Genomic DNA, 17910 nt, shown 5'->3' on the forward strand with positions numbered 1-17910 from the left:
GGAGAGAGTGTCGGCGCGTGCCTGTGGGGGAGCACGCACGTGGGGGAATGCAGAATTGGCGCTGAAGGTATGTGGTCTGAACCACATAGGTCAATAGGTCTGTACCAATTGACCGTCAGTTTCCCCAACCCCGCAGCACAGGCGACCGGGCCACGACGCCTCCGCAGAAGGCCGTAACCGATCCGCCCGACGATCGTTCGCACACCGGGGGACGGGCGCACACCAGCCCGAAGGGGGACCGACCATGACGGTCAAGTACACGCGCGAACTGCTCGCGGCCACCGCGGCGACGACCGCCTCGCTCGACGAGATGCTCACCGCCCTCGGCCGGGAGCCGAACGCGTACAACCGCTCCTACCTCCGACAGCGGATCAAGGCGTACGGCATCGACGCCTCGCACTTCCCGCCCGCCGGAACGATCTACACCAAGGAGTTGCTACAGGAAGCGGTATCGGCCTCGCACAGCGTGGCGGGCGTGGTCCGGTACCTCGGCCAGCGCCAGGCCGGCGGCACCCAGGCGCACATCGGTCGCCGGATCAAGGCCTTCGGCATCGACACCTCGCACTTCACGGGCCAGGCCCACAACCGCGGCAAAGCGTCCCCCAGGAGGCTCCCGCCCGAAGAGGTTCTGGTTCAGCGGCCGATGGAGGCCAAGCGGATCCCGGGTATCCGCATTCGCCGGGCCCTGGCCGCACTCGGGCGCCCCGAACGCTGCGAGGGCTGCGGAACGGGATCCGAATGGCGAGGGCGCCCGCTCACGCTGGAGGTCGACCACATCAACGGCGACTGGTCGGACAACCGGCCCGGCAATCTGAGACTGCTCTGCCCGAACTGTCACGCCGTCACCGAGACCTACTGCGGGCGGAACAAGAATCGGTCCGCCCGCGTCCCCGGCAGCCGGTAGGCTAGTGCTCACGTGCGCCCGTACCCCAGCTGGCTAGAGGGTTGCGACTTAGGATCGCAGTGTCGTGGGTTCGAGTCCCACCGGGCGTACTGAGCAGAATGGCCCGCTGACCTTCGATTCGAAGGTCAGCGGGCCATTGTCCTTGCTGCCGGCTCAGCCCAGCAGGGCCTTCACCACGGGGGCCAGGGCGCGGAAGGCCTGGCCGCGGTGGCTGATGGCGTTCTTCTCCGCCGGGGTCAGCTCGGCGCAGGTGCGGGTCTCGCCCAGGGGCTGGAGGATCGGGTCGTAGCCGAAGCCGCCGGCCCCGGACGGCGCGGTGCGGAGGGTGCCGAGGAGGCGGCCCTCGACGACGCGCTCCGTGCCGTCGGGCAGGGCGAGGGCGGCCGCGCAGAAGAAGTGGGCGCCGCGGTGGGCGGCGTCGATGTCGGAGAGCTGGGCGAGCAGCAGCTCCAGGTTGGCGCGGTCGTCGCCGTGCTTGCCGGCCCAGCGGGCGGAGAAGATGCCGGGGGCGCCGTTCAGCACGTCCACGCAGAGGCCGGAGTCGTCGGCCACGGCGGGCAGGCCGGTGGCCCGGGCGAGCGCGTGGGCCTTGAGGAGGGCGTTCTCGGCGAAGGTCACGCCGGTCTCGGGGACGTCCGGGACCTCGGGGTAGGCGTCGGCGCCGACCAGTTCGACGTCGAGGCCGGCGTCGCCCAGGATGGCCCGGAGCTCGGCGACCTTGTGCTGGTTGCGGGTGGCGAGAATCAGACGGGTGGACATGAACCCACCCTAACCGCCCGGACCGGGCGTCAGCCGGTGCAGACCTTGGTCAGGTTGCCGGCGGCATCGCCCAGCGGCTTGAGGTCGGGGACCTGCTTGTTGTTGACGGCCTGCTGGAGCTTGTCGACCTGGGTGTTGAGGTCGCTGACGGCCTTGCCGACGTCGGTGTTCGAGGAGTTCTTGCTCAGCTGGTCCAGGTCGTTCTTCAGCTTCTGCAGCGACTGCCCGGCGGCGGCCGCGTCGTTGCTCGCGTTGTTGAACGCGGAGACGACGTCGTTGACGTCACCCGTGATGGTGACGGCGGTGTTGCCGCAGTCGATGGCCTTCTGGACCGCCGAGCAGCTGACCACGCTGAGCGGCAGGACGGCGATGAGCGCGACCACGGCGAGGGCGGCGGGGCGGGTGATGCCGGCGCGGGTGATGCTGTCGGGCATCAAGTCCTCCTCGGGGCGCGGGTTCCGTAGGGGACGGACGCGCGCGAGGGGCTCGCGGTTCCCGCAAACGGTGTGCTGCGGGAACCGTACGGGCTCCGGGCCCGGCGTGTAAACGCCGGACCCGGGAGAACCGGTGGTGGAGCGGGGTGGAGCAGGTGAAGCGGGGTCAGCCCTCCAGGGCCTTGCGCTGGATCTCGTCCAGCTCGGCGCAGCCGAGGGTGCCGAGGTCGAGGAGCCGGTCGAGCAGGGCGCGGTCGAAGGGGGCGCCCTCGGCGGTGCCCTGGACCTCGACGAAGCGGCCGTCCGAGGTGCAGACGATGTTCATGTCGGTCTCGGCGCGGACGTCCTCCTCGTACTGGAGGTCGAGCATGGGGACACCGTCGATGATGCCGACGCTGACGGCGCTCACGCCGCCGGTGATCGGCTGGCCCTTCGCGCGCAGGATCTTCTTCTCGCGGGCCCAGGAGACGGCGTCGACGAGGGCGACGTAGGCGCCGGTGATGGCGGCGGTGCGGGTGCCGCCGTCGGCCTGGAGGACGTCGCAGTCGAGCACGATGGTGTTCTCGGCCAGCGCGCGGTGGTCGATGACGGCGCGCAGGGAGCGGCCGATCAGGCGGCTGATCTCGTGGGTGCGGCCGCCGATCCGGCCCTTGACGGCCTCGCGGTCGCCGCGGGTGTTGGTGGCGCGCGGGAGCATGGAGTACTCGGCGGTGACCCAGCCCTCGCCGCTGCCCTTGCGCCAGCGCGGGACGCCCTCGGTGACGCTGGCGGTGCACAGCACCTTGGTGTCGCCGTAGGAGATGAGGACGGAGCCTTCGGCGTGCTTGCTCCAGCCCCGTTCGATGGTGACGGGGCGGAGCTGGTCGGGGGTGCGGCCGTCGATGCGTGACATAGGCACCGAGCGTAGCCGCTCCGCCGGGTGGTCCGGGTTCGCCCCGACCGGTCCGGAATCGCGCCCCGAAGGCCTCGGCCCGCCGGCCCCGAAGGGCGGGCGGGCCGAGGGCGGCGCGTCCGGGCGCAGTGCCCGGGCGTCCCGGGCGTCCCGGGCGTGAGCCGGGCGGTGAGCCGGGTGGGCTCAGCTCACATCATGTCCTCGATGTCGGCGGCGATCGGGTCGGCGTCGGTGCCGATGACGACCTGGATCGCGGTGCCCATCTTGACGACGCCGTGGGCGCCGGCGGCCTTCAGCGCGGCCTCGTCGACGAGGGAGGCGTCCTTGACCTCGGTACGCAGGCGCGTGATGCAGCCCTCGACCTCTTCGATGTTCTCGATGCCGCCCAGACCGGCGACGATCTTCTCAGCCTTGCTGGCCATCTGTCTCTCCCTCTGTCTCGGCCCGCCGGCTGCTCTGCCGGGTGCCGTCCTGCGCTGTGCTGGGTACCCCCGGCCGGAGGCCGGTGGCGGGTCGGTACCGGTGCTGACGCGGATTCAGCAGCCGTCGCGCCGCACGGCGGCGCGACAAGCATCACCCGATCTGGACCGGTCTGCCACGTTAGTCCACTTTTGGCCCATTTCGGCGCGCACCGTCTGGATCTTCGCCCGAGGATGGCGATCAGCGGGGCTTCGTCCCGGCGCGCGCGGCCTGCGGACCGAAAAGTGGTCTACACCAATATATGTGTACTCCGATGGACGCAGGAAGGGCCCCGGTGGTTCCAGAGCCCCGCCCGGCGGCCCCGACCGGGGGATCCGCGGCCGGCAGCTGCTCGGAGGGCGACGGATGAGTTCGGCAGGCGCCACGGCCCCGCGGACCACGTGGTGGCACACCTTCTACGGCGGGCTCCAGAAGATGGGGCGCTCCCTGCAGCTGCCGGTGGCGGTGCTCCCGGCCGCCGGCATCCTCAACCGGCTCGGCCAGCCCGACGTCTTCGGCCCGGACGGTCTGGGCTGGGACAACGTCGCCAAGGTCTTCGCCGCCGCGGGCGGGGCCCTGCTGGACTCCTCCTTCGGCCTGCCGATGCTGTTCTGCGTCGGCGTCGCCATCGGCATGGCCAAGAAGGCGGACGGCTCGACGGCGCTCGCGGCGGTGGTCGGCTTCCTCGTCTACTTCGCGGTGCTCCAGGCCTTCCCCGAGAAGTGCAAGCCGCCGACGGTGCTGATCAGCGACCAGTGCATCGACTTCACCTCGGCCAAGGCCGCGGCCGCGGTCTACCAGAACCCGGGCGTGCTGGGCGGCCTCCTGCTGGGCCTGATCTCGGCCTGGCTCTGGATGCGCTTCCACCGGACCAGGCTGGTGGACTGGCTGGGCTTCTTCAACGGCCGCCGCCTGGTGCCGATGATCACCGCCGTGGCGGGCCTGCTGCTGGCCTGCCTCTCGGTCTGGGTCTGGCCGCCGATCGGCCGCACCCTCACCGACCTGAGCCAGCACCTCTCCGACCTGGGCTCGGTCGGCGCCGGCATCTTCGGCGTCCTCAACCGCGTGCTGCTGCTGGTCGGCATGCACCAGCTGCTGAACTTCTTCCTCTGGTTCCAGTTCGGCGACTACACCAAGCCGGACGGCGCCGTCGTCCACGGCGACATCCCGCGCTTCCTGGCGGGCGACCCGACGGCCGGGCAGTTCACCTCCGGCTTCTTCCCCATCATGATGTTCGCCCTGCCCGCCGCCGCACTGGCGATCGCCCACGCGGCCAAACCGCACCGCCGCAAGGAGATCTACGGTCTGATGCTCTCGGTCGGCCTGACCTCCTTCGTCACCGGAATCACCGAGCCGATCGAGTACTCCTTCGCCTACATCGCGCCCGCCCTGTACGCGGTGCACGCCCTGCTGACCGGCGCGTCGATGGCGATCACCTGGGGGCTCGGGGTCCACGACGGGTTCAGCTTCTCGGCGGGCCTGATCGACTACGCCCTCAACTGGGGGCTCGCCACCAAGCCCTGGCTGATCCTCCCGATCGGGGCCAGCTTCGCCGTCGTGTACTACGCGCTGTTCCGCTTCATCATCGTGAAATTCGACGTGAAAACGCCCGGACGCGAGGACGAGAGCGAGGTCGAGGACGTGACCAAGCCATAAACCGAACGTCACCGCGCATTGTCCGCAACAGGCCCCCGGACCACCTGCCCGGGGGCCTTCGGCATTTCCGGAACGGAGATTCGGCCGCATTCCCGGAGCACCGGCATTTCCGCCGCGGGGAATTCGGCGGCGCCCCGGCCCCGCCGCGGCCCGGGCAGGCTGCGGCGCTGCCGGGGCGGGGCCGCGACGGCGCCGGGCGGGGCCGCGGCCGGGCCCGCGCAGTGGCGCCGGCAGCACGCCGGCCGGGTGGGGGAATGATCGCCGCCGACGCGCGCCGGACCGTCCGACAATCGGCGGCCGCCGTTCCACCAGGGCACCGGCACCGGGTTTCTCCGTACGAGCCGGACGGAGCCCCCGACTCCGGGGGTGGCGGTCCGCGGGAAATCGGGACTCCGGGGGGCGGCGGGACGGAGCTCCCGCCGGTCGCGGCGGGCCGCGGTCGACCCGCCCCGCCGCAACCGCAGGGGAGGCGGGGGCGGGCGCCGCCCCCGCGCGCGCCCGGTCGTCCACGCAGCGCGCCGGGCCCGCCGGGGCAGCCCCCGCCGGGCGGCGGGGCCTTTTTGTTGCGCAAATAGCCAAAATCCCAATCGCGACGGGTAATCATGATCGTCCCTCCCGGGGTAGGTTTCGATTTCATAGCGCTTCCCGCCGACACCGCTTTCGAGGGTTCCCCCCCTTCCCCGCCCGTGCTACAAAACTGGTCTACACCACGTGTGGTGTAGACCAGTTCGCGGTTCGGCCCCCTGTGCACCTACCCCCGACCGACCCGCCCTGCCGTTAGGAACCCACCCCCATGAGTCAGTCTGCGCAGGCACCGGCGCCCGCCGCGGCTCCGGCCAAGACCAAGAAGTTCGGCTCCGGCCTGCTCCCCGGCCTCCAGAAGGTCGGCCGCAGCCTCCAGCTCCCCATCGCCGTGCTGCCCGCGGCCGGTCTGCTGGCTCGCCTGGGCCAGCCGGACGTCCACGAGAGCTGGCACTTCCCGGCGAAGCTGGTCGAGGTCTTCGGCGCCGCCGGCACCGCGATCACCGGCGCCCTGCCGCTGCTGTTCTGCGTCGGCATCGCCATCGGCTACGCCAAGAAGGCGGACGGCTCCACCGCGCTCGCCGCGCTGGTCGGCTACCTCGTCTTCAAGAACGTGCTGACCGCGTTCCCGGCCGACGGCACCGTCACGGCGGCCCTGCCGAAGGGCGAGCCGCAGAACCCGGGCGTGCTCGGCGGCATCGTCGTCGGTCTGCTCTCCGCGATCCTCTGGCAGAAGTTCCACCGCACCAAGCTGGTCGACTGGCTGGGCTTCTTCAACGGCCGCCGCCTGGTGCCGATCATCATGGCCTTCGTCGGCACCGGCCTGGGCATCCTGTTCGGCCTCTGCTGGCAGCCGATCGGTGACGCGATCTCCAACGTCAACGACGGCCTGGTGGGCGCGGGCGCGGCCGGCGCCGGCATCTTCGGCCTGATCAACCGCGCGCTGATCCCGATCGGCATGCACCAGTTCGTCAACACCTACGCGTGGTTCCAGACCGGCGACTACGCCGCGGCCGACGGCACCGCCGTCCACGGTGACATCAACCGCTTCCTGGCGGGCGACCCGACCGCCGGCCAGTTCATGTCCGGCTTCTTCCCGATCATGATGTTCGCGCTGCCCGCCGCCGCGCTGGCCATCGCCCACGCCGCCCGCCCGGAGCGCCGCAAGGTCGTCCTGGGCATGATGACCTCGCTCGCCCTCACCAGCATCGTCACCGGTGTCACCGAGCCGATCGAGTTCACCTTCCTCTTCATCGCCCCGGCGCTCTACGCCGTGCACGCCGTCCTGACCGCCGTCTCGATGGCGGTGACCTGGGCCCTCGGCGTCCACGACGGCTTCAGCTTCTCGGCCGGCCTGATCGACTACGCGATCAACTTCCACCTGGCCTCCAAGCCGCTGCTGATCATCCCGATCGGCCTGGTCTTCGGCGCGATCTACTACTTCGTGTTCCGCTTCGCGATCGTCAAGTTCAACCTCAAGACCCCCGGTCGCGAGGACGACGACGAGATCGAGGACGTGACCAAGGCGTAACGGCCCGCACCTCCCCGACGCCGCTCACGGCCCCGCCCCGCCGCCTGCTCCCCCAGGCGGCGGGGCGGGGCCGTTCCGCGTTCCGCGGCACCGGTCCGGGGCCGGTCCACCGCCGGTCCACCGCCGGCCCACCGTCGGCCCACCGCCGGGACGAGGGCTGAGACGGGGACTGAGACGACGGTTGACGAACCGACGAGATCGCTGGTCAACTGATGCGGTGAACGCCCGGCGCATCCTGGTCTCCCGCAGCCACATCGACTTCGGTCGCGTGTGGTCGGCGGCGTGTTGCGCCTGACCTGACCGTTCCCCCGCCGCCGCCCGGCTGACGTCCCGCCGCGCCCGGCCCGCCTCCCGTCTCGGGTCCGCCCGCACCCCGGGCCACCGTCACGTACCCGTCTGCGCTCCGCGCGCACCCGCGCGTCCCCGCACGAGGAAAGTCAAGGCCTCACCATGCCCCGCCAGCTGCACCTCTCCGCTGCCCTCGACAGCCCCGGCCACTTCGACGCCGGGCACTTCACGGCCCTCGCCCGCCTCGCCGAGCGGGCCGCCCTCGACTTCGTCACCCTCGACGACTCCTACACCCCCGAACCGCGCCGGCTCGACGCCCTCGCCACCTTCGCCCGGATCGCACCGCTGACGCGGGGGCTCGGCCTCGTCCCGACCGTCACCACCACCCACACCGAGCCGTTCCACACCTCCACCTCGGTCAACACCCTGGACTGGGTGAGCGAGGGCCGGGCCGGCTGGCTGGTCGGCGTCTCCGACACCGAGGCCGAGGCGAGGGCGTTCGGACGCAAGGGCGCCGCCCCGACCGACGTGCTCTGGGCCGAGGCCGCGGAGGCCGCCGAGGTCGCCGTGCGGCTCTGGGACAGCTGGGAGGACGACGCGGAGATCCGCGACGCCGCCACCGGCCGGTTCATCGACCGCGACAAGCTCCACCACATCGACTTCGAGGGCGCCCACTTCTCGGTGCGCGGCCCGTCCATCACCCCGCGGCCACCGCAGGGCCGGCCGGTGGTGGCGGTGGCGGTCGCCGCCGCCGACCTCGCGCCGGACGCCCCGGCCGGCGGCCGGGCCCGGGTGGAGACCGCCGCCCGATACGCGGACGTCGTGCTGCTGGACGCCCCCGACCGGGCGGCCCGGCTGGCCGCCGCCACCGAGCTGCGGCTGCGGGCCGGCGAGGGCCCGCGGATCCTCGCCCGGCTGGCCGCCGCACTCCCCGACGACACCGCGGTCGCCGCCCTGACCGGCGAGCTCACCGCGGGCGCGGGCGGCGTCGACGGCTTCCACCTGGTGCCCGCCGAGCCCGCCCGCGACCTCGCCGCCGTCGCCGACCGGGTCGTCCCCGCCCTGCGCGAGCGCGGCCTCTTCCGCACCGGCTACACGGGCCGCACCCTGCGCGACCACCTCGGCCTGGAGCGCCCGGCCGGCCGCTACGCCCTCGCCGCCTCGGCGGCCGCCGCCTCCGTGCCCGCGGCCTCCGCGACCACCGCCCCCGCCACCACCGCCTTCGAGGTGACCCGATGACGGACCGACCGCTCAAGCAGATCCACCTCGCCGCGCACTTCCCCGGCGTCAACAACACCACGGTGTGGACCGATCCGCAGTCGCGGAGCCAGATCGAGTTCGCCTCCTTCCGGCACCTCGCCGAGACCGCCGAGCGCGGGCTGTTCGACTTCCTCTTCCTCGCCGAGGGGCTACGGCTGCGCGAGGTCAAGGGCCGCATCCACGACCTGGACGTGGTCGGGCGGCCCGAGTCGATCACCGTGCTGAACGCGCTCGCCGCCGTCACCGACCGGCTCGGACTCGCCGCCACGGTCAACGCCACCTTCAACGAGCCGTACGAACTGGCGCGGCGGTTCGCCTCGCTCGACCACCTCTCCGGCGGCCGGGCGGCCTGGAACGTGGTCACCTCCTCGGACGCCTTCACCGGGGAGAACTTCCGCCGCGGCGGCTACCTCGACCGCGCCGACCGGTACACCAGGGCCTCCGAATTCGTCCAGCTGGCCCGGGAGTTCTGGGACGCCGAGGGCGGCACCGTCCGGCACCGCGGCCCGCAGTTCGACGTCGAGGGCCGGCTCTCGCTGCCCCGGCCTCCGCAGGGCCACCCCGTGGTGATCCAGGCGGGGGACTCCGACGAGGGGCGGGAGTTCGCCGCCGCCACCGCCGACGTCGTGTTCAGCCGGCACTCCACGCTCGCCGCCGGTCAGGCCTTCCACGCCGACGTCAAGCGGCGGCTGGCCGCGTACGGGCGCAAGCCGGACGAGCTGAAGATCATGCCGGGCGTCACCTACGTCCTCGGCGACACCGAGGCCGAGGCGGCCGAGCGCGCCGACGAGATCCGCCGCGCCCAGGTCGGACCGCGGACCGCGATCGCCTACCTGGAGCAGATCTGGGGCATCGACCTCTCCGACCACGACCCGGACGGTCCGCTGCCCGCGGCCGAGCCGGTCGTGGACAGCACCGTCGTCCAGGGCCGGACCAGGCTCGGCGATCCGCGCGAGATCGCCGCCCGGTGGCGGGCGGTGGCGGCCGAGAAGCAGCTCACCAGCCGCGAGCTGGTGATCGAGGTGACCGGTCGGCAGTCCTTCGTCGGCACGCCGGAGGCCGTCGCCGCCCAGCTCGATGCGCACGTGCAGAGCGACGCGGCGGACGGCTTCATCCTGGTCCCGCACCTCACCCCCGGCGGGCTGGACGAGTTCGTCGACCGGGTGGTTCCGCTGCTGCAGGAGCGCGGGGTGTTCCGCACCGAGTACACCGGGACGACCCTGCGCGAGCACCTCGGCCTGCCCGTGCCCGGACGGCGCTGAGCCGTACGGCCAGCGCGGCCCGGGTCGCGGGCTCGCGCGGGCCCGGGTCGCGGCCGGATCCGAGGCCGACGCGGGTGCCGGTGCCGGAGCCGGTGCCGCTGCCGGAGCCGGTGCCGCTACCGGTGCCGGCCTCAGATCCGGCCGAGGCGGGCGGCGTACACGCCGGCCTGGAAGCGGCTCTCCGCGCCCAGGTCGGCGGTCAGGTCGGCCACCAGCCGGCGCACCGTCCGCTCGGAGACCTCCAGCTTCCGGGCGATCGCCGCGTCCGTCAGCCCGGCCGCGAGCATCCGCAGCACCTCGTGGTGCCGATCCGTCATCTCCGATGCTCCGGGCAGGAGTTCCGGCGGTGTCCAGGCCGCCGACCAGAAGTACTCGAACAGCTCCGCCACCAGCGCGACCAGCGCCGGCTCGCGCACCACCACGGCCGCCTGCGCCGCCGTCGAGCCCTCGCCCTCGTCCTGCCCCGCGCCGGAGCCCGAACCCGAGGAGCCCGAACCCGGCGCGGGCAGGATCGCCAGGCGGGCGTCGACCACGATGAGCCAGAGCGGCAGCGAGTGGGCGGCCCGGATCCGGGCGCCGGCCGCGGTGAGCTCCCGGACGTGCGCGAGGACGGCGGGCCGGCGCAGCACGGCGGCCGGGTAGATGGTGCGCAGGGCGGCGCCGTGGGCGAGGGCGAGCCGTTCGCGGGCGAGCTTGCCCGCCAGCGCGGGGCCGGAGAGGTCCTGGCCGGGGCGGAGCGACAGGGCCTCGGTGCGGGCGCCCCGGGCGGCGTCCTCCAGCAGGGCGGCGATCCGGTCGGCGCCGCGGACCAGTTCGAGGGCGGTGCCGGCGTGGTGGCGGTGCTGGACCGGCAGGTAGCCGGTATGCAGGCGGTCCACCGAGTCGCGGGCCCGGCGCAGCGCCTCGACCAGGGCGGTGACCTGGGCGTCGGTGTCGAGCAGCAGTTGGCGGACGGCGGTGTCGACGGAGACCACGGCGTGGCCGCCGGCGCCGACGGCGGCCGCGGACCCACCGGGCGCGGCGGCGGGCGGGGTGGCGGCGGTGGGTTGGAGCAGTCCGAGGCCGAGCAGTTCGGCGGTGGCGGCCGCGAGGCGGCGCTCGTCCCAGCCGGGCCCGAGGGCGGTCGGCGGCCGGCCGGGTTCGGCGAGCAGGCGGGCGTAGAGCCGGGTGGCGTCGCTGTCGTGGTGGCCGGCGGAGCTCTCCATCGGCGGCAGCGTAGTGAGCGGGCGGCCGCGCGGGTGGAGGTTTCCGAGGGGCGAGACGGCGCCGCTTCCGCTCCCGGCCATGGCCGGTTCCGGTCGTGGCGCTACGGCTGACCTGCGGCGGAGCGGTGGCCAGGATGGGCTGCATGGCTCTTTCCGAGGCTTCGACGATCTGGTTGGACGGCGCGCTGGTGCCCTGGCAGGCGGCGCAGACGCACGTCCTGACGCACGGACTCCACTACGGGACCGGGGTGTTGGAGGGCACCCGGGTGTTCGCCACGGCGGACGGCCCGGCGGTGTTCCGGCTGCCCGAGCACCTGCGCCGGCTGGACCGCAGCGCGCGCATGCTGCGGATGGAACTCCCCTACAGCGTTGATGAGTTGACCAAGGCCACGGTCGACCTGGTGCGCGCCAACGGCCACCGTGACTGCTACCTGCGGCACTTCGCCTTTCTCGGCTACGGCTCGATGGGCCTGGACATGCGCTTCTCGCCGACCACGACGGCGATCGCGAGCTGGCACTGGCAGCCCCAACTCCCCGCCGAAGGGGGCGGGATCAGGGTCAAGACGAGCAGCTGGCGGCGGAACGACGCGAACGCGGTGCCGCCGGCGGCGAAGGCGACCGGCCCGTACCTGAACTCGGTGCTGGCCCGCCGGGAGGCGACCGACGCGGGGTACGACGAGGCGCTGCTGCTGGGCCCGGACGGTTCGGTGAGCGAGTGCACCGGCGAGAACGTGTTCGCGGTGCGCGACGGTGTGCTGCGGACGCCGCCGGCGAGTGCGGGCGCGCTGGAGGGCATCACCCAGGACACGGTGCTGGAGCTGGCCCGCGGCCTGGGCGTGCCGGTGCGGGTGGAGGGCCTGCTGCGCTCGGACCTCTACGCGGCGGACGAGGTGTTCGTCGGCGGGACGGCGGCCGGTGTCGTCCCGGTGCGCTCGCTGGACGACCGCGAGCTGCCGGCGGCCCCCGGTCCGCTGACGGCGCGGCTGCGGGAGGCGTACGAGGCGGCGGTGTCGGGCGCCGATCCGCGCTACCGGCACTGGCTGACGCCGGTGGACCGCTGATCCCTCCGGAGCCCCGGAGGGACCGGGAGGACCCGGGAGTACCCGGAGAACCGCGAGGACCGGGAAGGCCGGCTCAGATCCGGTAGACGGCCCCGGCCCGGGCGACCTCGACCGGTCCCGCGTAGGCGGCCTCGGCGTCCCGGCGGTTGTGCTCGGCGTCCGTCCACGGCGGGATGTGGGTGAGGACGAGGCGGCGGGCGCCCGCGGCGGTGGCGTGCTCGCCGGCCTCACGGCCGTTGAGGTGGACGGCGCGGTAGGTGTCGCGGCCGTCGATGTAGGCGGCCTCGCAGAGGAAGAGGTCGGTGTCGCGGGCGAGCTCGACGAGTTCGGCGCTCTCGCCGGTGTCGCCGGAGTAGACGAGGCTGCGGCCGGCGTGTTCGATCCGGAACGCGAAGGCGTCGACGGGGTGGTTGACCTGGGCGACGCCGATCCGGAACGGGCCGAGGTCGAAGCCGCCGGGGGTGAGGGTCCGGAAGTCGAAGACCTCCTTCATGCCCGGGTTCTCCGGCATGTCGTAGGCGCGGGCCAGCCGCTCGGCGGTGCCGGCCGGGCCGTAGACGGGCATCGGGTCCGGGCAGCCCTCGGCGCGGTAGTTCCGGGCGACCCAGTAGGCGCACAGGTCGACGCAGTGGTCGGCGTGCAGGTGGCTGAGCAGGACGGCGTCGACCTGGTAGATGTCGGCGTACTTCTGCAGGGCGCCGAGGGCGCCGTTGCCGAGGTCGAGCACGAGGCGGTAGCCGTCGGCCTCCACGAGGTAGCTGGAGCACGGCGAGTCGGCGGACGGGAAGCTCCCCGAGCACCCCACCACGGTCAGTTTCATCCGAGCCCCTCCGCCCCGACACGTCCTGGCTGCCAATGGTCACGGCAGTGCGGGCCGGGTGAACCGGCCGGTAGCACTGCCCTCGCGTGTGTCGAGGGTAAGGGCGGAGGGGCACTTTGCCCCCGTCTCCGTGCCGCGCTGTGGCTGGAATCACCAGAACGCCGGGGCGGGGGCGGAACGGCTGATCAGCGGTGGCCGGGGCGCCGGCGGGCCCAGGCGCGGATGGTGTCGGCGTACCAGCGGGGGTGCCCGCTGCCGTCGACGACGTCCGGGTCGGGCAGCAGGCCGTGCCGGCGGTAGTTGCGGACGGTCTCCGGCTGGACGTTGATGTGGCGGGCGATCTCGGCGTACGACCACAGGTCGGTGCTGCGGCTCACGGGGTCACCTCCGCGGGTGCGTGGGGGCGTGCGCGATCAGCCTTTCCGGCACCCGCGGCGGCGCCACCGCAGAACGGACGCTGTGGTCATACCGTGACGAACCGGGAGCAGGACACGGACAAATCACCGAATGTCACGCCGGCGACGGTGGTGGTGGCGGGTGGGGGCCCGGTACGGTTCGCCGCATGACCAACTACTGGTGGCTCGCGCTCTGGACGGTCGCCGCGGCGGTGGCCGCCCTGGTGGGGGCCCGGGTCCGGGCCCGTCGGCGGGAGCGCCGGGCGCCGGTGCCGACGGCGCCGCCGCGGCCGCGTCCGGCGAAGGGTCGCCCGGGCCCGGCGCCGCAGGAGATCTGGTGGGCGGAGGTGCCGTTCGAGGACGGCCCGGGGGCGAAGGACCGCCCCTGCCTGGTGCTGCGGGTGAACGGGCGGACCGCGACCGTCGCGAAGATCACCAGCAAGCACCACGCCGAGCGCCCGGGAGTGCTGCCGCTGCCGCCCGGCTCGGTGGGCGACCGCCAGGGCCGGACCAGCTGGCTGGAGACGGACGAGCTGCGCGAGGTGCCGCTCGGCGCCTTCCGCCGCCGGGCCGGCGAGGTGGACCGGCAGATCTGGGTCCGCGCGCAGCGGGCCCTTCAGTCCTGAGACCCCCGGGTCCCGGGGCCCGGGGGCGCGCCCCGGGGCGTCAGGCCCAGAGCTGGCCCTGCAGTGCTTCGACCGCGGCCTCGGTCGACTCGGCGGTGTAGATGCCGGTGGAGAGGTACTTCCAGCCGCCGTCCGCGACGACGAAGACGATGTCCGCACGCTGCCCGGCCGCGGCGGCCTTGCGGCCGGCGCCGATCGCGGCGTGCAGGATCGCACCGGTCGAGACGCCCGCGAAGATGCCCTCCTGCTGCAGGAGTTCGCGGGTGCGGCGAACGGCGTCGGCGGAGCCGACCGAGAACCGGGTGGTGAGCACCTCGGCGTCGTACAGCTCCGGGACGAAGCCCTCGTCGAGGTTGCGCAGGCCGTAGACCAGGTCGTCGTAGCGCGGCTCGGCGGCGACGATCTGCACCCCGGGGACCTTCTCGCGCAGGAAGCGGCCGGTGCCCATCAGGGTGCCGGTGGTGCCGAGGCCGGCCACGAAGTGGGTGACGGTCGGCAGGTCGGCGAGGATCTCCGGACCGGTGGTGGCGTAGTGGGCGCCGGCGTTGTCCGGGTTGCCGTACTGGTAGAGCATCACCCAGTCCGGGTGCTCGGCGGCGATCTCCTTGGCGATCCGCACCGCGGTGTTGGAGCCGCCGGCCGCCGGGGAGGGGATGATCTCGGCGCCCCACATCCGGAGCAGTTCGCGGCGCTCCTCGCTGGTGTTCTCGGGCATCACGCAGACCATCCGGTAGCCCTTGAGCTTGGCGGCCATGGCGAGCGAGATGCCGGTGTTGCCGCTGGTGGGCTCCAGGATGGTGCAGCCCGGGGTGAGCAGCCCGGCGGCCTCGGCGCGCTCGATCATGTGCAGCGCCGGGCGGTCCTTGATGGACCCGGTGGGGTTGCGGTCCTCCAGCTTGGCCCAGAGGGTGACCAGGCCCTCGGTGTTGCCGGGGACGCCGGCGGAGATGCGTGGCAGGCGGACCAGCGGGGTGTTGCCGACGGCTTCGAGCGGGCTGTCGTAACGCAAGGGGGGCCTCCGGCACCGGCGGTGAGGGTAGGGGCGGCTGCGCCCCCGCCCGCGCGGCCGGCGGGCGGGAGCGCGGGAGGTCAGCGGGCGCCGCCGGCCACGGCGGGCAGGATGGTGACGCTGTCGCCGTCGGCGACGGCGGTGGAGATGCCCTCCAGGAAGCGGACGTCCTCGTCGTTCAGGTAGACGTTGACGAAGCGGCGCAGCTCGCCGCCCTCCAGCAGACGGGCGGCGATGCCCGGGTGGCGGGCGTCGAGGTCCTGGAAGAGTTCCCCGAGGTTGCTGCCGGTGCCCTCGACGGCCTTGGCGCCGTCGGTGTAGGTGCGGAGGATGGTCGGGATGCGGACCTCGATGGCCATGGGTGCGCTCCTGTGCGAGTCGTGAGGTGGGGTGGGCCGCGGCGGTCGCGGCAGGGCGGGGTGGGCCCGCGGCGCGAGGCCTGCGGCGGGCCTGGGCGGGCTGCTCAGCGAGCGCGCGCCGGCGTGCGGGGACAGATCGCGCCGGCGTGCCGGCACAGGTCGATGTGCAGGCGCGCCACGAGGCGGGTGCCCGGGGCCTGGTTGCTCACATCGACGGAACGCATGGGCTCATCGTATAGATTCCCGGCCCCGCGGGGACATGCCCGTCTCGGGATCCGGATGTTCCCGTTTCTCCTGGTGAGATGAAACGGCCCGCCGACCGCTCGGGGAGGGTCGGCGGGCCGCGTCCAGGTGGGTGCCGGTCAGGCCGGTCAGGCCTCGACGACCTGGACGTCTTCCTCTGTGATCTCGCCGTCCACGATGCGGAACGAGCGGAACTGGTACGGGTCGTCGGGGCCGTTGCCCTCGGCGGTCGAGACCAGGACGTAGTGGGCGAACGGCTCGGAGGCGTAACTCACGTCGGTGCGCGAGGGGTAGGCCTCGGTCGCGGTGTGCGAGTGGTAGACGATCACGGGCTCCTCGTCCCGCTCGTCCATCTCGCGGTAGAGCTTGAGCAGGTCGCCCGAGTCGAACTCGTAGAAGGTGGGCGAGCGGGCGGCGTTGAGCATCGGGACGAACCGCTCGGGCCGACCGGTGCCGGCCGGCCCGGCCACCACACCGCAGGCCTCGTCCGGGTGGTCGGCGCGGGCGTGGGCGACGATCGCGTCGCGCAGTTCTCGAGTGATGGTCAGCATGCGGTCAGGATAGCCACGCCCCGGCGGCTGCCCGCCGGGGCGTCCACGGCGTGGTCCACCTGTCGGTCAGCTGCCGCTGCCGGCGTGCAGCTGGTCCCGGGCGGCGCCGTCGACGGCCTCCGGGCGGCGGCGCTTGAGCACCTGGTAGCCGATCACCAGGACCACGGCCCAGCAGGGGAAGACGTAGAGCGAGATCCGGTTGTCCTCGTCCAGCGCGATCAGCACGACGACCACGGCGAGGAAGGCGAGCGCGGCCCAGCTGCTCCAGACGCCGCCGGGCGCCTTGAAGGTGGGCGCCGGCAGCCGGCCGCTCGTCCAGGCCCGGCGGTAGCGGATCTGGCTGACCAGGATCATCGCCCAGGTCCAGAGGCCGCAGACGGTGGCCACCGAGGTGATGTACTCGAACGCCCGCGCCGGGACGAAGGCGTTGAGCAGCACGCCGAGGCCCATCAGCGCGCAGGAGAGGGTGATCGCGGCGGCGGGCGTGCGGCGGGAGTTGAGCGTGGTCAGGCCCTTGGGGGCCTGGCCGCGCAGCGCGAGGTCGCGCAGCATCCGGCCGGTGGAGTACATGCCGGAGTTGCAGGAGGAGAGCGCGGCGGTGAGCACCACGAAGTTGATGATGCCGGCCGCGGCGGGGATGCCGATCTTGCCGAAGGCGGCGACGAACGGGCTGACGCCGGGCTGGAACTCGGTCCACGGGACCAGCGAGAGGATGACCACCAGGGCGCCGATGTAGAACAGCGCGATGCGCCACGGCAGGGTGTTGATGGCGCGCGGCAGGGTCTTCTGCGGGTCCTCGCTCTCGCCGGCGGTGACACCGACGAGTTCGACGCCCAGGTAGGCGAACATGACGATCTGCAGGGTCATCACGGTGGCGCCGATGCCCTTGGGGAAGAAGCCGCCGTCCGCCCAGAGGTGGGTGACCGAGGCGGTGTCACCGGCGTCGCTGAAGCCGAGGGTGAGCACGCCGACGCCGATCAGGATCATGCCGATGATGGCGGTGACCTTGACCATCGAGAACCAGAACTCGATCTCGCCGAACAGCTTCACCGAGATCAGGTTGGCCGCGTAGAGGACCACCAGGAAGGTGAGCGCGCTGATCCACTGCGGGATGCCCGGCGCCCAGAACTTCACGTAGACGGCGGCGGCGGTGGTCTCCGCCATGCCGGTGACGACCCAGAACAGCCAGTACGTCCAGCCGGTCACGTAGCCGGCGAACGGGCCGAGGAACTCCCGCGCGTACTCGGCGAAGCTGCCGGAGACCGGGCGGTAGGTGAGCAGCTCGCCGAGCGCCCGCATGATCGCGAAGATCACCACACCGGCCACGGCGTACGACAGGATCAGACTCGGGCCGGACTTGGAGATCGCGGTGCCGGCGCCGAGGAAGAGGCCGGTTCCGATGGCGCCGCCGATGGCGATCATCTGGATCTGGCGGCTGCCCAGCCCCCGCTGGTAGCCCTCCTCGTCCTGCGCGGCGGGCCCGGTATGGACCTCTTGGTCGTACAGCTGCTCGGCCATGGTGCACCGTCCTGGTGGTTCTCGTGGGGAGGAGCAGTCGTACCACGCAGGGTCCGGATACCGGTGACCATCTGAGCGACATTTGAGCATGGAGTCGCATGGTTTCGCCCGATTCGGACGGAAATGACCAGACCCCCCGTCCAGCATGCGGACAGG

The 17910-nt window shown here is 72.8% G+C and carries 19 protein-coding genes and 1 tRNA gene; 8 read left to right on the forward strand and 12 right to left on the reverse strand.

Going from position 1 to position 17910, the window contains the following annotated elements; genetic code table 11:
* Nucleotides 1–244 precede the first annotated feature (244 nt).
* Together RMN57_RS15220 and RMN57_RS15225 are read left to right on the forward strand one after the other, a co-directional pair.
* The gene (locus tag RMN57_RS15220; protein ID WP_313763936.1) at nucleotides 245–904 is read left to right on the forward strand and encodes an HNH endonuclease signature motif containing protein; all 660 of its coding nucleotides are present in this window, start codon (nucleotides 245–247) and stop codon (nucleotides 902–904) included.
* Nucleotides 905–918: 14 nt separating this feature from the next.
* A tRNA-Leu gene (locus RMN57_RS15225) sits at nucleotides 919–993 on the forward strand.
* A 64-nt stretch (nucleotides 994–1057) separates the two neighbouring features.
* On the opposite strand, the gene rdgB is transcribed toward RMN57_RS15225, so the two are convergent.
* From rdgB to RMN57_RS15245, 4 genes are all read right to left on the reverse strand, one after another.
* Nucleotides 1058–1663 carry an RdgB/HAM1 family non-canonical purine NTP pyrophosphatase gene (gene rdgB / locus RMN57_RS15230; RefSeq protein WP_313763937.1) on the reverse strand — a complete coding sequence of 202 codons (606 nt, stop codon included), beginning with the start codon at nucleotides 1661–1663 and terminating at the stop codon, nucleotides 1058–1060.
* A gap of 29 nt (nucleotides 1664–1692) precedes the next feature.
* Nucleotides 1693–2097, reverse strand: coding sequence for a hypothetical protein (locus tag RMN57_RS15235; protein WP_313763938.1), 405 nt, complete (start codon nucleotides 2095–2097; stop codon nucleotides 1693–1695).
* Between the two features lie 166 nt (nucleotides 2098–2263).
* Complete coding sequence (rph, locus tag RMN57_RS15240) at nucleotides 2264–2989, reverse strand: ribonuclease PH (protein ID WP_238862765.1); 726 nt, start codon at nucleotides 2987–2989, stop codon at nucleotides 2264–2266.
* A gap of 188 nt (nucleotides 2990–3177) precedes the next feature.
* Nucleotides 3178–3411 (reverse strand): glucose PTS transporter subunit EIIB, encoded by a 234-nt coding sequence (locus RMN57_RS15245; protein WP_238862766.1) that lies wholly within the window; start codon nucleotides 3409–3411, stop codon nucleotides 3178–3180.
* A 403-nt stretch (nucleotides 3412–3814) separates the two neighbouring features.
* Between RMN57_RS15245 and RMN57_RS15250 the strand changes: the two genes are divergently transcribed.
* The 4 genes from RMN57_RS15250 to RMN57_RS15265 all read left to right on the forward strand — a co-directional run bounded on the left by RMN57_RS15250 (nucleotide 3815) and on the right by RMN57_RS15265 (nucleotide 9967).
* Nucleotides 3815–5104, forward strand: coding sequence for a PTS transporter subunit EIIC (locus RMN57_RS15250; protein ID WP_313763939.1), 1290 nt, complete (start codon nucleotides 3815–3817; stop codon nucleotides 5102–5104).
* A 793-nt stretch (nucleotides 5105–5897) separates the two neighbouring features.
* Nucleotides 5898–7157: a PTS transporter subunit EIIC gene (locus RMN57_RS15255; protein WP_313763940.1), complete on the forward strand. Its 1260-nt coding sequence runs from the start codon at nucleotides 5898–5900 to the stop codon at nucleotides 7155–7157.
* Nucleotides 7158–7607: 450 nt separating this feature from the next.
* Nucleotides 7608–8684 carry an LLM class flavin-dependent oxidoreductase gene (locus tag RMN57_RS15260; RefSeq protein WP_313763941.1) on the forward strand — a complete coding sequence of 359 codons (1077 nt, stop codon included), beginning with the start codon at nucleotides 7608–7610 and terminating at the stop codon, nucleotides 8682–8684.
* Nucleotides 8681–9967: an LLM class flavin-dependent oxidoreductase gene (locus RMN57_RS15265; protein WP_313763942.1), complete on the forward strand. Its 1287-nt coding sequence runs from the start codon at nucleotides 8681–8683 to the stop codon at nucleotides 9965–9967. The genes RMN57_RS15260 and RMN57_RS15265 overlap by 4 nt, the downstream gene beginning before the upstream one ends.
* A gap of 131 nt (nucleotides 9968–10098) precedes the next feature.
* Here RMN57_RS15265 and RMN57_RS15270 read toward each other — a convergent pair whose 3' ends face one another.
* Nucleotides 10099–11172 (reverse strand): helix-turn-helix domain-containing protein, encoded by a 1074-nt coding sequence (locus RMN57_RS15270; RefSeq protein ID WP_313763943.1) that lies wholly within the window; start codon nucleotides 11170–11172, stop codon nucleotides 10099–10101.
* 143 nt (nucleotides 11173–11315) lie between these two features.
* Here RMN57_RS15270 and RMN57_RS15275 point away from each other — a divergent pair, with 143 nt between their 5' ends.
* A complete protein-coding gene (locus RMN57_RS15275) occupies nucleotides 11316–12233 on the forward strand; it encodes a branched-chain amino acid transaminase (protein ID WP_313763944.1) in 918 nt (305 codons plus the stop codon).
* Between the two features lie 73 nt (nucleotides 12234–12306).
* Here the strand turns inward: RMN57_RS15275 and RMN57_RS15280 are convergent, their stop codons facing one another.
* Nucleotides 12307–13053, reverse strand: a complete 747-nt coding sequence (locus tag RMN57_RS15280) for an MBL fold metallo-hydrolase (protein WP_313763945.1) — start codon at nucleotides 13051–13053, stop codon at nucleotides 12307–12309.
* A 185-nt stretch (nucleotides 13054–13238) separates the two neighbouring features.
* Nucleotides 13239–13430, reverse strand: coding sequence for a MerR family transcriptional regulator (locus RMN57_RS15285; protein ID WP_313763946.1), 192 nt, complete (start codon nucleotides 13428–13430; stop codon nucleotides 13239–13241).
* 185 nt (nucleotides 13431–13615) lie between these two features.
* On the opposite strand from RMN57_RS15285, the gene RMN57_RS15290 reads away from it, so the two are divergent.
* Nucleotides 13616–14074, forward strand: a complete 459-nt coding sequence (locus RMN57_RS15290) for a type II toxin-antitoxin system PemK/MazF family toxin (protein ID WP_313763947.1) — start codon at nucleotides 13616–13618, stop codon at nucleotides 14072–14074.
* A 40-nt stretch (nucleotides 14075–14114) separates the two neighbouring features.
* Here the strand turns inward: RMN57_RS15290 and RMN57_RS15295 are convergent, their stop codons facing one another.
* The 5 genes from RMN57_RS15295 to RMN57_RS15315 all read right to left on the reverse strand — a co-directional run bounded on the left by RMN57_RS15295 (nucleotide 14115) and on the right by RMN57_RS15315 (nucleotide 17754).
* Complete coding sequence (locus tag RMN57_RS15295; protein ID WP_313763948.1) at nucleotides 14115–15083, reverse strand: cysteine synthase; 969 nt, start codon at nucleotides 15081–15083, stop codon at nucleotides 14115–14117.
* Between the two features lie 80 nt (nucleotides 15084–15163).
* Nucleotides 15164–15442, reverse strand: coding sequence for a MoaD/ThiS family protein (locus RMN57_RS15300; RefSeq protein WP_238862775.1), 279 nt, complete (start codon nucleotides 15440–15442; stop codon nucleotides 15164–15166).
* Nucleotides 15443–15546: 104 nt separating this feature from the next.
* Nucleotides 15547–15666, reverse strand: a complete 120-nt coding sequence (locus RMN57_RS15305) for a putative leader peptide (RefSeq protein ID WP_313763949.1) — start codon at nucleotides 15664–15666, stop codon at nucleotides 15547–15549.
* A gap of 147 nt (nucleotides 15667–15813) precedes the next feature.
* A complete protein-coding gene (locus RMN57_RS15310; protein WP_238862776.1) occupies nucleotides 15814–16236 on the reverse strand; it encodes a Mov34/MPN/PAD-1 family protein in 423 nt (140 codons plus the stop codon).
* Between the two features lie 66 nt (nucleotides 16237–16302).
* Nucleotides 16303–17754: an amino acid permease gene (locus RMN57_RS15315; RefSeq protein WP_313763950.1), complete on the reverse strand. Its 1452-nt coding sequence runs from the start codon at nucleotides 17752–17754 to the stop codon at nucleotides 16303–16305.
* Nucleotides 17755–17910 lie beyond the last annotated feature (156 nt).

Origin of the sequence: Kitasatospora sp. CM 4170 (genome assembly GCF_032110285.1) — a bacterium.
GTDB lineage: Bacteria > Actinomycetota > Actinomycetes > Streptomycetales > Streptomycetaceae > Kitasatospora > Kitasatospora aburaviensis.

What these genes read in the sequence shown, in the direction of transcription:
- RMN57_RS15250 (WP_313763939.1), top strand. Translation starts at nt 3,815, where the DNA reads ATGAGTTCGGCAGGCGCCACGGCCCCGCGGACCACGTGGTGGCACACC.
- RMN57_RS15310 (WP_238862776.1), bottom strand. Translation starts at nt 16,236, where the DNA reads ATGCTGACCATCACTCGAGAACTGCGCGACGCGATCGTCGCCCACGCC.
- rdgB (WP_313763937.1), bottom strand. Translation starts at nt 1,663, where the DNA reads ATGTCCACCCGTCTGATTCTCGCCACCCGCAACCAGCACAAGGTCGCC.
- RMN57_RS15280 (WP_313763945.1), bottom strand. Translation starts at nt 13,053, where the DNA reads ATGAAACTGACCGTGGTGGGGTGCTCGGGGAGCTTCCCGTCCGCCGAC.
- RMN57_RS15300 (WP_238862775.1), bottom strand. Translation starts at nt 15,442, where the DNA reads ATGGCCATCGAGGTCCGCATCCCGACCATCCTCCGCACCTACACCGAC.
- RMN57_RS15305 (WP_313763949.1), bottom strand. Translation starts at nt 15,666, where the DNA reads ATGCGTTCCGTCGATGTGAGCAACCAGGCCCCGGGCACCCGCCTCGTG.
- RMN57_RS15260 (WP_313763941.1), top strand. Translation starts at nt 7,608, where the DNA reads ATGCCCCGCCAGCTGCACCTCTCCGCTGCCCTCGACAGCCCCGGCCAC.
- RMN57_RS15220 (WP_313763936.1), top strand. Translation starts at nt 245, where the DNA reads ATGACGGTCAAGTACACGCGCGAACTGCTCGCGGCCACCGCGGCGACG.
- RMN57_RS15290 (WP_313763947.1), top strand. Translation starts at nt 13,616, where the DNA reads ATGACCAACTACTGGTGGCTCGCGCTCTGGACGGTCGCCGCGGCGGTG.
- RMN57_RS15245 (WP_238862766.1), bottom strand. Translation starts at nt 3,411, where the DNA reads ATGGCCAGCAAGGCTGAGAAGATCGTCGCCGGTCTGGGCGGCATCGAG.
- RMN57_RS15270 (WP_313763943.1), bottom strand. Translation starts at nt 11,172, where the DNA reads ATGGAGAGCTCCGCCGGCCACCACGACAGCGACGCCACCCGGCTCTAC.
- RMN57_RS15235 (WP_313763938.1), bottom strand. Translation starts at nt 2,097, where the DNA reads ATGCCCGACAGCATCACCCGCGCCGGCATCACCCGCCCCGCCGCCCTC.
- RMN57_RS15315 (WP_313763950.1), bottom strand. Translation starts at nt 17,754, where the DNA reads ATGGCCGAGCAGCTGTACGACCAAGAGGTCCATACCGGGCCCGCCGCG.
- RMN57_RS15265 (WP_313763942.1), top strand. Translation starts at nt 8,681, where the DNA reads ATGACGGACCGACCGCTCAAGCAGATCCACCTCGCCGCGCACTTCCCC.
- RMN57_RS15255 (WP_313763940.1), top strand. Translation starts at nt 5,898, where the DNA reads ATGAGTCAGTCTGCGCAGGCACCGGCGCCCGCCGCGGCTCCGGCCAAG.
- RMN57_RS15275 (WP_313763944.1), top strand. Translation starts at nt 11,316, where the DNA reads ATGGCTCTTTCCGAGGCTTCGACGATCTGGTTGGACGGCGCGCTGGTG.
- rph (WP_238862765.1), bottom strand. Translation starts at nt 2,989, where the DNA reads ATGTCACGCATCGACGGCCGCACCCCCGACCAGCTCCGCCCCGTCACC.